The organism is uncultured Microbacterium sp., assembly GCF_913776565.1.
Classification (GTDB): domain Bacteria; phylum Actinomycetota; class Actinomycetes; order Actinomycetales; family Microbacteriaceae; genus Microbacterium.
This window is the reverse complement of sequence record NZ_CAJYPF010000122.1, coordinates 1-13892: the sequence shown is the minus strand read 5'-3', so window position 1 is coordinate 13892 and position 13892 is coordinate 1. Positions and strand designations below refer to the sequence as shown.

8 protein-coding genes are annotated in these 13892 nt (G+C 71.3%); 1 reads left to right on the top strand and 7 read right to left on the bottom strand.

Annotated features, from left to right (window positions below; genetic code table 11):
* From QZ433_RS06580 to QZ433_RS06560, 5 genes are all read right to left on the bottom strand, one after another.
* A partial coding sequence (locus QZ433_RS06580; RefSeq protein WP_295780950.1) for an Ig-like domain-containing protein occupies positions 1-5883 on the bottom strand: 5883 nt, incomplete at its 3' end.
* Entirely contained in the window at positions 5880-7016 is a 1137-nt protein-coding gene (locus tag QZ433_RS06575) for a serine/threonine-protein kinase (protein ID WP_295780952.1), read from the bottom strand. The genes QZ433_RS06575 and QZ433_RS06580, both read right to left, overlap by 4 nt.
* A 103-nt stretch (positions 7017-7119) precedes the next feature.
* A complete protein-coding gene (locus QZ433_RS06570; RefSeq protein ID WP_295780948.1) occupies positions 7120-7782 on the bottom strand; it encodes a spermidine/putrescine ABC transporter substrate-binding protein in 663 nt (220 codons plus the stop codon).
* A 71-nt stretch (positions 7783-7853) separates the two neighbouring features.
* A complete protein-coding gene (locus QZ433_RS06565) occupies positions 7854-8336 on the bottom strand; it encodes a hypothetical protein (protein ID WP_295780945.1) in 483 nt (160 codons plus the stop codon).
* Positions 8337-8346: 10 nt separating this feature from the next.
* Positions 8347-9459 (bottom strand): ABC transporter, encoded by a 1113-nt coding sequence (locus tag QZ433_RS06560; RefSeq protein ID WP_295780941.1) that lies wholly within the window; start codon positions 9457-9459, stop codon positions 8347-8349.
* 119 nt (positions 9460-9578) lie between these two features.
* On the opposite strand from QZ433_RS06560, the gene QZ433_RS06555 reads away from it, so the two are divergent.
* On the top strand, positions 9579-10163 hold the full coding sequence (locus tag QZ433_RS06555) for a hypothetical protein (protein ID WP_295780938.1): 585 nt from the start codon (positions 9579-9581) through the stop codon (positions 10161-10163).
* Positions 10164-10218: 55 nt separating this feature from the next.
* On the opposite strand, the gene QZ433_RS06550 is transcribed toward QZ433_RS06555, so the two are convergent.
* Positions 10219-10818: a hypothetical protein gene (locus tag QZ433_RS06550; RefSeq protein WP_295780936.1), complete on the bottom strand. Its 600-nt coding sequence runs from the start codon at positions 10816-10818 to the stop codon at positions 10219-10221.
* Positions 10819-11016: 198 nt separating this feature from the next.
* The coding region (gene rpoC / locus QZ433_RS06545) for a DNA-directed RNA polymerase subunit beta' (RefSeq protein ID WP_295780933.1) at positions 11017-13892 on the bottom strand (2876 nt) is incomplete at its 5' end.

Genomic DNA, 13892 nt, shown 5'->3' with positions numbered 1-13892 from the left:
CCACCCCTGCTTCGACCAGTCGACGCTGACGCCGATGTTCTCGACGGCGGTCGCCCCGGCGGGGACGAGACGCGGGTTGTCGGGATTGCGCTCGAGCGCCTTGCCGTTCTTGTCGAGGTAGCGCACGTTGTCGTAGGTGAACGTGAAGCTCGCGCGATCGCCCGCCGACGTACCGTCGGCGCGCAGGGTGCCGCCCGCCTCACAGGCGCCGATGTCCCATCGCGCCTGCACCTGGTACGGGGCGCTGCCGCTCGCGGGGGTGACCGCACCGCGCTGGGACTCGGTCCCCCATACCTGGTGCTTGAAGTAGACCTTGATCTCGGGGTCACGGTCGAAGAAGGTGCTCTGCTCGTTGGTCCAGCCCTCGTACAGAACATCGTTGCGGCGGGGCGGGGCGTCGCCCGTGTTGATCTTCGCGATGCGCCAGCGGGCCAGGCCTTCCGCCTCGTCGACGCTCGGGCGCGATCCGACCGTGAACGTGTACCCCTTGGGTGCTTCTTTGCTCTGGGACGCGTCGACCTGCTGCGTCGCGGTGACCGCGCCGAAGGAGCGACCATCGAAGAACGACTCGGCGCACATCGTGTACCGGTACGTCTCGCCGTCGCGCTCCTTGGGGAACTGCTTCACGTCGCCGCCCGCCTTGGGGCTGCAGAAACGCCCCTCGGGCACGATGTCGAACCGCACCTCGCTGTCGGTGCCGTTCTGCTGCGCGGTCGCTCGCGCGTCGATCGTGGCCGTGCCGTCGCCGTTCGAGGTCGAGGTGAGCGTCAGCGTGGGGTTGGTAGGGGCTCCGACACCGTGCGCGCTGCCCACCAGCTCGCTGCCGTTGGCGGCGCCGCCGAGGCCCGGAGGCGTCGAGAAGCGCGAGATGGGCTTGACCGTGATGCTCGTGGACGCGTTGGAGCCCACGGTGAAGCGGCGCACCTGCACGGTGTCCTGGTTGCGTCCGACGTTGACCTGGATCTTGTCGCCGACGGGGCTCGAGATCTCGAGGGTCCCGGTCTCGGCGCTGTCGACGCCGGTGATGACGAGATCGGCGACCCCGCCCTCGCCGTTCGTCTGCACGGGCGTGAAGGTGAGGGCTCCGGGCTTGTTCGGTGCACGATACGCCCAGCCGGTCGTGCGGACCGCGCCGCGGGACTCGCCGACGCTGTTGACGGCGGTGACGACGTACTCGCGCTGCTCGCCGTTGGGCGCCGAGATCGGCGCGCACGTGCCGTCCGCCCCGCACTGGCCGACGACCTGGCCGCCGGAACGCACGGTGAAGCCGGAGAGTCCGGGGTACGCCCGACGCGCCTCGCCCGGGTCGACCCGCAGGGTCACGGTGCCGTCTCCGAAGGCGGTCTGTCGCACGCTCGCGGGCGGTCGCGGGAAACCGAGCAGGTCGAGCACCACCCGGGCGTCGCGCGTGGACGCGGTCGTCCGGCCCTGGGCGTCGCGCAGCGTGACGCTCGCGCTGCAGGTCGCGCCGGGGGCGTCGTCGCTCCACGACGCGAGGACGCCCGAGGTCGAGGTGACCGAGAAGTCGACCCCCGCGCAGCTCGCGGTCGGACGCACGGCGACGACTTCGAGCGGGGTGCGCGGGAGCGGGTTGACCTCGCCGCTGGCGCCGACCACGCCGATCGCGCAGCTGGATCCCGACGCCTGGGAGCACTGCGCCGAGGTGGTGCCGCCCTGCGGGAGTGTCGACGGAGCCGACCCCACGCGCAGGACGAGGCGGGCGGGCGCGACGGCGTTGTGGCTGGTGACCGAGATGACCGCGGCGTTCTCGGTTCCCGGAACCGCGCGGTCGTTGCCCGTGACGGTGACAGTGGACCCGTCGAGCGATACCGAGAACGCCGCGCCGGAGTAGTCCATCGCGTACCGGATGCCGGCCCAGTCCTCGCGGCCGAGCTGCCACGAGGTCATGTTGCGCAGGTCGAAGCTCGCCGTCTCGCCGGGGCCGACCGTGAGGGCCCCGGGACGTAGCTCGGGCTGAGGATCGCGGGCCACGACGCCGATCGGCACCGACAGCACCGTCCACTCCTCGCTGCCCGCCACCCGAACCGGAACCCGGCACGCGTCGGTGTAGGGCGAGCCCGAGCCGGCGTCGTAGGTGACGACCGATCCGGCGACCGAGCACCGCCCCTCGGCCCGCACGCCGGTGGCCGCGACATCGGTGCCCACCTCGAGCGTGGCGCGGCGCGGCAGAGCCACGAGGGATGCCATGTCGAAGGCCACCGAGGCGAGCTCGTCGACGCGCTGCGCGGCGCCCGGACGCAGCGACAGGGTGAGGTCGTCGTCCCCGGGGACGCGGAGGAAGGCGTAGGTGGTCACGACGGCGTCGCCGAGGCGCCCGGTGACGGCGAAGGGGATGACGCGCCGAGTGGTGGGCAGCGCCCCCGAGATGCGACGGCCGTCCAGGGTGAGGTCGGAGGGGGTGCCCCACAGCGACACGTCGAGGTCGCCGACCTCTCCGCCCGACCAGGTCGCCCGGCCCGCGATGACGTCGACGCCGGTGGTGAAGTCGTCACGGTTCTCGACGGTGAGCACGGTGTCCGTGACGACCGGGTAGTCCGGAACGTTCTCGCGGACGACCTTGACGACGATGAGGCCGCGCCCCGTGTTCCCCGAGTCGGACTCGACGTCGTACAGGAATGACATGGTTCCCGGCTGCTCCCCCGCCCGGAGGACGACGCCGGTGTCGCTCATGGTGTCGATGAAGCCGTTCAGCCGCGCGTATTCCGGGTTGTCGCTGCCGTCGACGAGCGTCTCGGGCAGGTCGGGTCGTACCCCGGTCAGCTTCAGACGCCCCTGCGTCGGGTCGATGTCGTTCGCGAGCGGACTGACCCTGATCGTGCGATCGGCGCCCGCCTGCACCTGCACGTAATCGGTGAAGGTGATCGGACTCGGGTTGGCTTCGGCATCCAGGACTCCGATGCGCACCGTGCCTTCGCCGGTGGCCCCGGAGGAGTCCGAGACGCGATAGCGGAAGGAGACCTGCCCACGATCGCCGGGGATCGAGGTGTAGAGGATCGCGGAGCCGTCGGGCGAGACGGATGCCGTGCCCCGGTCGGGCTGCGCGACGATGCGGTCGAGGGTGACGGCGTCGCCGTCCGGATCCACCCCGAAGCCGTGGAAATCGATCGAGGTGGTGCCGCCGCTGAGTACGCGGCCCGCGAGCGTGTCGGGCAGGGGGGCGCGGTTGGCGTCGCCGCCGAGGACCGTGATGCGCACGGTCGCCTCGTCCCACAGGCCCGGCGTACCCGTCGTGTACACGCGGTAGGTCACCTCGTACGCACCCGGCGTGGTGGGGGCCAGGTAGCGCAGCACGCCCCCCGAGGCGAAGGCGAGGGCGTCGCTCGTCGGCATCGCCTGGACGCTCGAGGGGTCGAGGGTGGGGCGACCGCCGGCGGGCGAGATGTCGTTGTCGAGGACCGGGATGTCGATCTGCGCGCCCGCGCGGACGGTCACCGTGTCATCGACCGCGATGGGGGCGATCTCGGGCGCGGGCGGCAGGAGGTAGACGGTGGCCTCGCCGCCGACGCGCGAACCGGCGTCGTCCGTGCCGTCCGAGACGGTGTAGGCGACGGTACCGAGCAGACCGGCCGCGCCGTCCGCCGTGCTGCCCGAGACGCGCAGGTCGTTCTGGCCGACGGTGTCGACGGTGAGAGAAGCGCCGTCCTCGGCCGTGGCGGCGACGTCGCTCAGCAGCAGCACCCGTCCGGTGGGGTTGGACACGGCGTTGAAGACGTCGAGGGTCGCGTCCTCCTGCGGACGGACGAAGGCCACGACGGGCGACGTCGCCAATTGGGCCGGGGCATCACCGGGGAGCATCGTGATGCGGGCCGTGCCGTTGGCATCCCGTCCTCCGCCGTTGACCGTGAAGTCGACGCGGTACACGCCCGGCTGCGGCGCGGAGAAGTCGAAGGTGGTGCTGCCGCCCACGACCGTCGCGGTCGCGGCGGCGTCGTCGAGCACGCGCACCGAGGTCAGCGACACGTCACCGGCGGTCCCCGTCACGTGAGGGCCGACGTCGACGGTGAGCGAGGAGCCGACCGTGTCGATCGCGGCGAAGGACTGCACGGCCAGGCCGGGGTCGGGGGCGACGCGGATGACGAGGGGTTTGGTCGTGGTCGCACCCCGGGTGTCGGCGACCGTGACGTCGAGCTGGATGTTCTGCTCGCCACCGGATCCGTCGTCGGCGTGCTGATAGACGACGTCACCGCCCGGGGTGGCGGCGACCGCACCGACTCCCCCGGGGTTGTCGACGGAGAGCAGCAGAAGCGGATCGCCGTCGGGGTCGACCCAGCCGGGGAGCACCGGCACGGTGACCGTCCCCCCGCGGGCGACCTCGGGGGTCGGCCAGGGCTGCAGGCATTTCTCGACGCCGCACCAGACGGGCGCGGCGTTGGTCTCGGATCCCGAGACGGTCAAGGTGACGGTGGTCGGGGCGGAGGTCAGCCCGTCGACGGCCGTGCCGTCGGTCACGGTGTAGGTGAAGGTCGCCGACCCGGTGGCTCCCGGCGCGACGCGCACGGCGAGGCGTTGACCGGAATCCGTCACCGAGAGCGCGCCGAAGCCGGGGTCCAAACCCGTCACGCTCTCGGCGACGATGCTGAGGACGTCTTCGTTGGGGTCGTGGTCATTGAGCAGGACAGGAAGGGTGGTCAGCCGGCCCGGGCGCACGCCGAAGGCATCGGGCTCGGCGATGGGGGGCTTCGGGTCGAGGACGACGCTGAGCTGTTCCTCGCTCTGCACGGCGGTCTGCTCGGTGCGGTCGTCGAGGGACCAGTTCTGGCTGGATGCCACGAGAGCGCCGTCGGGAACCGTCCACACCCAGCCGGTGCGCGTCTCGTTGAGGATGATCGCGTGTTCGGTCGCCACGAAGACGGGTCGCCGCTGGTCGGGCATGGTGGCCGTACCGTAGTCGAGACCGGTCTCTCCGCTGTCGGAGCGCCACAGCGTGCCCCGTGCGTCTCCGGGGAGCAGCCACGCGGCGTAGGCGACCCCCTGGTGGGTCACGGGACGGGCGGGTTGGCCGAGCACGTTGCCGCCGCCGCCGACCTCGCGGCGCGGCTCGCTCCCGTCGATCGGAATGCTCCACAGCGACTGGTCGTCGGCGACGTACACGGCACGGGCTGCGGCGTCGGCGTCGCCCACGACGACCTGATCGCCCGTGTCGATCGTCACCGGGTCCTCACCGCGCACCCACACGCGACCGGCGTCGGCATCGATCAGCACCCAGTCATCGCCGGCGGCCGAGAGCGCGGGCGAGGCGACATCGGCGTCGAGGACGTCGCGACCGCGCAGTTCGTCCGTCTCGATGTCGTAGCGGATGACGGAGCGGTCGGCGGACGAGTAGGCGAAGAGCATGCCGCGGTCGTCGAGGGCGATCGCGTCGGCGGTATAGGACGGCACGTCGTCGTCTCCGGCGGTGCCGAAGGGGTCGAGTTCGCTCGCCGCCTGACCCGCTCGGCTCAGCCGACTGGCGAACAGGGTGCCCGTGTCGGTGCGGTAGACGGCGTAATCGCCCGCCGTGGCGACGGACGTGGTGCCCGGCGGCGTGTCGGGAGCGGCCTCGAGCTGCTCCTGCTGCAGATCGATCGGCTGCGCCTCGTCGATGCGGGTCAGCTTGCTGAAGCTGTCGGTGAAGAGATAGGCGCCGTCGCTGCCCTGGGCGACCTCGCTGGGATTTCCCGCCGTGCGGACCGTGTCCAGCTCGCCCACCGCGGTGTTGACGCGTGCATAGCGCTGGCCGTCACCGGTCTGCAGCGCCCAGACCGAGGTGTCGACCTCCGGCGTCTGCTGCGCGTCGAGTCCGGGCCAGACGACACTGGCGGTGACGACGAGGGCCGCGGTGACCAGGCTGGCCGCGAGCCCCGCGACGGTGCGCCGCTTCATCGCAGGACCCCGGTCGCGAACAGCCCCGCCACCACCACGGCGCCCGCCGTGACGACGGTCGCCGCGGCGAGCACCCAGGGCAGGGCGCGGGGCCCGCCGGTCGCCGGGGCGGCGATGCCGGTGTCTTCGTCGCGCGCGTACCCGGCCATGCCCGAGGGATCCCGCAGCTTGCGGCCCCCCTCGCGCTCGATGCGCGAGCGCACGGGACCGCGCAGGGTACCGTCGGCGAAGTCGACGGCACGCGCGGCGGGCGCCCATTCGGCGGCAGGGACCTCGAGCGGGGTCGCCGGCAGACCGGCCTCGGACTGCACCGCCTGCAGGGCTTCGCCGAACGCGCGGGCACTGGCATAGCGGCGGGCGGGGTCGCGGGACATCGCCGTCGCCAGCACGCTCTGCAGCGCCGGGGGCACATCGGCGCGCGAGATGTCGGTGTACGAGGCCCGCGCGATCCGACGTCGCAACTGCTCGCGGGAGTTCTGCCCCTTCTCGCGTCGCTCGAACGGGCTCTGCCCCGCCAGCAACGAGTACACGGTGGCACCCAGGCTCCAGACCTCGCTCGCGACGGTGCCGGCGGTCTGCTCGGCCACCACTTCGGGGGCGCTCCAGGGCACCGACATCGCCAGCATCTCATCGGCGCCCTGGCGCACGAGCGACGACGAGATGCCGAAGTCGGCGAGCACGGGCGCCCCGAACGTGGTGACGAGGATGTTGCTGGGTTTGACGTCGCGGTGGATGAGCCCGGCATGGTGGGCGGACTCGAGCGCCCCCGCCATGCGCACGCCGATCGAGAGCACCTCGGCGACGGGGATGCGTTCGACGCGATACCGCTGGGCGAGCGAGCCCGGGCAGAACTCCATCACGATGTACGGCCGACCGTCGGCGGAGATCCCCGCCTGATAGACGGTGACGATCGAGGGATGGGCGGACAGGTGCGCGAGGACATCGGCCTCGGCGTTGAACATGCGCAGCAGGTCGGCATCGCGCACGTCGCTCGGAAGCACCTTGACCGCGACATCGCGACGGGGCATGTCCTGTCCGTAGAGGAAGACGTCGGCGAAACCGCCCGACCCGAGGGGCCGGATGTACGCCAACCCGGGCAGGATGGGCGGCGACGACGGAAGCCGCTGCGGCATCGAGCCCCCTCCCTCGGACGACGCGTCCGCGACACGACGTGCGGACAACCCCCCGATGCTAACAAAAGCCCCTGACGCCGCCGTCCGTCTGTGGATACGCGGTTCAGGATGCCGGAGGCTCCGCCTCGCGCGGATCGAAGGGCGCGTCGAGGGAACGCGTGAGGTCGTCGAGAAGGGCGGCGATCTGCGGCTCGACGTATTCGGCGACGGCGGCCTGGATGCGCAGGCGATGGTGCAGCAGGACGGTGCAGATCTCGCGACCGATCATGTTGGCGTAGTCGTCGGCGAGGCCGACCTCTTGCCTGAGGGCGGCTTTCGCGGCATCCGTCAAGGGAGGGAGAGCCGGGATCGCGGCGTCCTCCTCGGCCGCGAGGCCCGACAGGGTGAACAGGAAGGGCGCGCCGGGTTCGGGGTCGGGGTCGAGCGGCATGCCCTCGAACTCGGGCTCGAGTCCCTCGGACGGACGGTACGACCGGCGGCGGTTCCGCTCGGCCTGCTGGTCGAGCTCGGCCTGCAGGGTGGGCAGATTGCGAGCCGTGTAGTCGGCCACGGCCTGATCGACGATGCTCTTCACCCGCGTGGACAGGCCGTGCTGCACCCCGTGGGGGACGTCTGCCCCGAGGCCGGCCGCCGACAGCACCGGCGACCCGAAGCACCGACGGCACGGGGCGACGCGACCGCGGTGGTGGGCGGGCTCCCAGCGCGGCAGCCAGCGCAGCCAGGCGTCCACCGCCTGACCGACCTGGCTCTCGAGCGACCGCTCCACCCCTCTACGCTAGCCCGACACGCCCGGGAAGACGGGGATGCCGGGCGACACCGGCACGTCGCGGTCCGCGTTCAGGGCTCCTTGTCGTCGTCCTCCCAGCGCCACCGCGGGCCGCGCGAGCGCGAGCGCACGAGGAAGACTCCGACCAGACCGGCGATCAGACCGGCCAGCGCGACGACCGCACCGGCGAAGCCCAGGGCGACACTGCCCGCCGCGGCCACACCGCGGGCGGGGTCGGCGCCGCTGACGAGAGCTCCGACGACGATGCCGAGGACCTCGCCCACGTACGCCCCGATCGCGCAGGGCATCGCGGTGAGATAGCCCGGCGGGTCCGCGCGCAGCCCCCACCACAGCACGCCCGCGAACGCGCCGAGGGCGCCCAGCTGGCCGAGGACGCCGGGGATGGCGCCGAGCCCGCGGACGGGGATCACGTCCGCGTCGAGGACGAGGCTCGTGACCCCCAGCGCACCGATCGACAGCGCGATGAAAGTGACGGCCGCGAAAACGACCGCGACCGGCGGGGTCACCCCCGTCGGCCGCGGATCGTCTGTCATCTCGGCGCTCTCAGCGCTGAGCGAGCTGAGGCCCCGCCTCGAGGGTGCGCTCGTACTCGCGCTGCGCCTCGGCGTTGATCTCGGTCACGCGGCGTCCCCGGGCCGACACCCACGCGCCGAACCAGATGGTGAGCTCGCGTCCGAGCACGAAGGCGACGATCGCGAACGGCGCGAGCACGTTGTCCTGCAGCAGCTCGAGCGACTGGCGTGCCGTGATCATCCAGAACGGTGCGGCCAGGAGCACGCCGAGCAGGTGTCCCGCCCACGCGACGACGCCGACGACGAGGCCCCAGACGACCCAGTGGCCCCAGCGTCCGCGATTGATGAGGGCGCCCAGGAACCAGAAGCCGAGGTAGAACGCCACCGTGGGCACCCACAGGCCCCAGGTGGTCAGCGCGGACAGGGCCTCCTGGCCCAGATCGGCGACCTGCACCCGTCCCGTCAGCAGGCCCAGACCCAGCAGGGCCGCCAGATAGAGCACGGCGAACGCCAGGGCGGCGAGAAGACCGATCGCCCCGGCCGCGCCGCGGTTGCCGCGCGGACGTGGAGCCTCGGGGGCCTGCACGAAGATCGGCTGGGCGCCGCCGTACGCACGGGTCGGTTCGTCCTGGGCGGCAGCGGCCGCGGTGGCGGCTCCGGCCCCAACGACCGCGGCACCGGCGACCGGAGCCGCCGTCGTGCGGGCGTCGTCGTGCAGCGCGGTGTCGTCGTGGCGGCCGCTCGCATCGGTCGCGCTCGCGGACTGCGCGTGCTCGGGCTCGGCGGAGGCGGCGTAGGCGGCCCAGCGCGCGTCCTCGTCATCGAGATCGACCGCCGACGTGGCGACCGGGGTCTCGGCGCTGCGCGGCTCGACCGGCGACGCGTCGTGCACGACGGGAGCGGCGTGGTCGCGGCGCTCGATGACGGCGGCCTCGGACCGGCGCTCGTGCTCCTCGCGCTCGTGCCACGCGGCTTCGGCGGCCTGCGGGTCGACGGCATCGCGGCGCGCGGCCTCGGCGTCGGCGAGACCCTCATGGGCGCGGCCGACGACGTCGTGCGCCTCGTCCTTCGGCTCGGCGACGGGGTCGCCGTACGAGTCCTTGGGTTCAGCGACGGGGTCGCCGTACGACTGGTGGTCGCTCATGGGGTCTCCTCACGCGGTGCTAGCGGCGTCAGGCTATCCCGGGAAGGGCGGCGCGTCGGGGAGGCGTGCCGTCGGATCTGCGTCTCGACCGTGTCGATCCCTCGGCTTAGGGTGTTCCCATGGCCCGTCCCCCGCTTCGCACGCCGGCCGCGATCGTCCTCACGGCGATCGCCGCGTTCGCGCTGAGCGCCTGTGCGCCGGCCGTCGACGAGGCCGCCCCCGAAGCGTCGGCTCCCCCCGTCACGAGCAGCCCGACGCCCATCCCGACCATCACGCAGACGGCGGCCGCGGTGCGGCTGCCCGCCGACTGCAAGGCCATGCTCTCGACCGACGTCCTCGCCCAGTTGGGATCGACGCCGCTCAACGACCCCGCGCTCGGCCCGTCGGGGGTGCAGCCCGACGGATCCCTGATCTGCATCTGGCGCGACCCCGGTGCCGACACGACCGGCCTGACCACGACCATCTCGCGCAGGGACCGCGGCCCCGCGCTCGACATGCTCAACGAGCTCGTCGCGACGCAGGGCTTCAGTTGCTACACGCCCGACGCCGGCACGCGGTGCGAGAAGACGTGGATCAACGACACCTACCCCGTCAACGACGGGCGCACCCTCTACTGGCGCGACGGCGTGCTCATCGACACGCAGTACTCCAACCTCGCGCCCACCGGCTACACCGGCAGCATCATCGCCTCGATCTTCGGGTGATCCCGCGGCCGCGTCACGCGGCTCGGCGGGATCGGACCGCCCGGGGTCGGTCGCCTCAGCGGCCGAAGAACGCGTGGGATGCCACGACCGCGGCGTAGTCGGGCGGCATCCATCCCACGAAGGTCGACGACACCCAGCGGTCATCGCGCAGGTCGTGCACCTCGGTGACGTCGGCCGTGGATCGCTCGCAGTGCTGCACGTCGTCGGCCGTCGAGCACGCGAAACCCTGCGACGCCAACGTCGACGTCACCGTCGCGACCGCCTCGGGGGCGATGGTGGACACGGTCGTCTCGATCGAGCGACCGCCCTCGCCGCGCCAGTGGCACGTCACCACCACCGCGGGAGCGGCTGCGGCCACGGCCTCGGGGGTCGACGCGGGCGGGGTACGGCGCTGCGACAGCAGCGCCTCGGGCGACCAGACGAGCGACGACCACAACGGCTGCGAGTACAGGTGACGGCAGTCCGCAGCGGGCGTGGGCGGCGGGCCCTGATCCGTCGCGGCGGGAGCGCTGGCGGCGCGCAGGGTGTCCCCCACGAACGCGACCGCGCCGGGGACGCCGGGAACGGCGAGCACCACCATGGCCGCGACCGCCGCGACGCAGAACAGCCCCGCCGGCCATGCCAGCCACAGGCTGCGTCCACCGATCCGGGCCATGCGTTCCTCCGCATCCACGGTAGGGGAACTCCCCCACCCGGACCCGAACCCGACACGCCGCCGGCGCCCGCTCGACGTCCGATCGTCACCGTGCGGACACGACGAAGGCCCCCGGCGCGCGCCGGGGGCCTTCGAAGGATCGGGGACATGGCATCCCCTGTTCCGGTGGGAGCCGGACTTCCGGCTCCCACCCCGTGATCAGTTGTAGGTGCCGGGCGTGAAGTCGTCCGTCGAGAAGCTGTCGAAGTCGACGTAGCTCAGGTCGGCGTCGCTGTACGCGCCGTCCGAGGCGAAGATGCGGTTGGGGTACCGCTCGCTCTTGGCCTCTTCCGTCGCCTCGACCGTGACGTTGCGGTACTTCGCAAGTCCGGTTCCGGCGGGGATGAGCTTTCCGATGATGACGTTCTCCTTGAGGCCGACGAGCGGGTCGCTCTTGCCCTCCATGGCCGCCTGCGTCAGGACGCGGGTGGTCTCCTGGAACGACGCGGCGGACAGCCACGACTCGGTCGCGAGCGACGCCTTGGTGATACCCATCAGCTCGGGACGACCCGACGCGGGGCGCTTGCCCTCGCCGACCGTCTCGCGGTTGATGGTCTGGTAGCGCTTGAAGTCCACCAGCTCACCGGGCAGCAGGTCGGTGTCGCCGTGGTCGACGACGGTGACCTTGCGGAGCATCTGTCGGACGATGACCTCGATGTGCTTGTCGTGGATCGGCACACCCTGCGAGCGGTACACGCCCTGGACGCCGTTGACGAGGTACTTCTGCACCTCGCGGGCACCCTGCACGCGCATGACCTCCTTGGGGTCGAGCGTTCCGACCTGGAGGGGCTCACCCACCGAGACGTGCTGGCCGTCCTCGACCAGCAGCGTCGCGCGCTTCAGGACGGGGTAGACCACCGGCTCGTCGCCGTTGTCGGGCGTGAGGATGACCTTCTTGGCCTTGTCGGTCTCGTCGATCGTGATGCGACCGTCGGCCTCGGCGATCGGAGACGCGCCCTTGGGGGTACGCGCCTCGAACAGCTCCTGCACGCGGGGCAGACCCTGCGTGATGTCGTCGGCCGACGCGGAACCACCGGTGTGGAAGGTACGCATCGTCAGCTGGGTACCGGGCTCACCGATCGACTGGGCCGCGATGATGCCGACGGCCTCGCCGATGTCGACGATCTTGCCGGTCGCGAGCGAACGGCCGTAGCACTTCGCGCAGACACCGACGGCCGAGTCGCAGGTCAGCACGGAGCGGACCTTGATTGTCTCGACGCCACCGGCGACCAGCTTGTCGATGAGCACGTCGCCCACGTCGTCGCCGGCCTCGGCCAGCACGGTGCCCTGCGCGTCGACGACCGCCGTGGCGAGCGTACGAGCGAACACCGAGTTCTCGACGTTGGCATCCTTCACCAGCGAACCAGTGGAGTCGGCCGCGGCGATCGGGAGCTCGAGGCCCTTCGACGTGCCGCAGTCCTCTTCGCGGATGATGACGTCCTGCGAGACGTCCACCAGACGACGCGTCAGGTACCCCGAGTCGGCCGTACGGAGGGCCGTGTCGGCCAGACCCTTACGGGCACCGTGCGTCGCGATGAAGTACTCGGCGACCGACAGACCCTCGCGGTAGGAGGAGATGATCGGACGCGGGATGATCTCACCCTTGGGGTTGTTCACCAGGCCGCGCATACCCGCGATGTTGCGGATCTGCAGCCAGTTACCACGGGCGCCCGACGAGACCATGCGGTTGATGGTGTTGTCGGCGGGGAAGTTGTCCCGCATCGCCTTCTGGACCTCGTCGGTGGCCTCGGTCCAGATCTTGATGAGCTCCTGACGACGCTCGGCGTCGGTGGTGAGACCCTTCTCGTACTGGCCCTGGACCTTCGCGGCCTGCTTCTCGTAGCCCGCGACGATCTCCGCCTTGTTCGGCGGGGTGAGGATGTCGCTGAGCGCCACCGTGACACCCGAGCGGGTGGCCCAGTAGAAGCCGGCGTCCTTGATGCGGTCCAGGGATGCCGCGACCTCGACCTTGGGGTACTCCTCGGCGAGCTTGTTGACGATCTGCGACAGCTTGCCCTTGTCGGCCTGCTCGCGCACGAACGGGTAGCCCTTGGGGAGCGTGTCGTTGAAGATCGCCTGGCCGAGCGAGGCGTCCACGAGACCGTGGGTCTCGTAACCCTCGGGCGCCTGGCCCTCGAGGAACGTCAGGCCGGGGATGCGGATGCGCGCCTTGGCCTGCAGGTCGAGGGTGCCCTCGTCCTTGGCCAGGATCGCCTCGCCCACCGAACCGAACGCGCGACCCTCGCCCACGGCACCCTCCTTGAGGGTGGTGAGGTGGTGCAGACCGATGATCATGTCCTGCGAGGGCAGGGTCACCGGACGGCCGTCCGACGGCTTGAGGATGTTGTTCGAGGCGAGCATCAGCACGCGGGCCTCGGCCTGGGCCTCGACCGACAGGGGCAGGTGCACGGCCATCTGGTCACCGTCGAAGTCGGCGTTGAACGCCGCGCACACGAGCGGGTGCAGCTGGATCGCCTTGCCCTCGACGAGCTGGGGCTCGAACGCCTGGATGCCGAGACGGTGCAGGGTGGGTGCACGGTTCAGCAGCACGGGGCGCTCGCGGATGATCTCCTCGAGCACGTCCCAGACCTCGGGACGGTAGCGCTCGACGGCGCGCTTGGCGGCCTTGATGTTCTGCGAGTGACCGAGGTCGATCAGGCGCTTGATCACGAACGGCTTGAACAGCTCGAGAGCCATCTGCTTGGGCAGACCGCACTGGTGGAGCTTGAGCTGGGGTCCGACGATGATGACGGAACGGCCCGAGTAGTCCACGCGCTTTCCGAGCAGGTTCTGGCGGAAGCGACCCTGCTTTCCCTTGAGCATGTCGCTCAGGGACTTCAGGGCGCGGTTGCCGGTACCCGTGACCGGACGACCACGACGACCGTTGTCGAACAGCGCGTCGACCGCTTCCTGCAGCATGCGCTTCTCGTTGTTCACGATGATCTCGGGGGCACCGAGGTCGAGCAGGCGGCGGAGACGGTTGTTGCGGTTGATCACACGACGGTAGAGGTCGTTGAGGTCCGACGTGGCGAAGC

Excerpts from the sequence above, each read along its gene's own strand:
- QZ433_RS06550 (WP_295780936.1), bottom strand. The coding sequence starts at position 10,818 with ATGGCCCGGATCGGTGGACGCAGCCTGTGGCTGGCATGGCCGGCGGGG.
- QZ433_RS06555 (WP_295780938.1), top strand. The coding sequence starts at position 9,579 with ATGGCCCGTCCCCCGCTTCGCACGCCGGCCGCGATCGTCCTCACGGCG.
- QZ433_RS06575 (WP_295780952.1), bottom strand. The coding sequence starts at position 7,016 with ATGCCGCAGCGGCTTCCGTCGTCGCCGCCCATCCTGCCCGGGTTGGCG.
- QZ433_RS06560 (WP_295780941.1), bottom strand. The coding sequence starts at position 9,459 with ATGAGCGACCACCAGTCGTACGGCGACCCCGTCGCTGAACCCAAGGAC.
- QZ433_RS06565 (WP_295780945.1), bottom strand. The coding sequence starts at position 8,336 with ATGACAGACGATCCGCGGCCGACGGGGGTGACCCCGCCGGTCGCGGTC.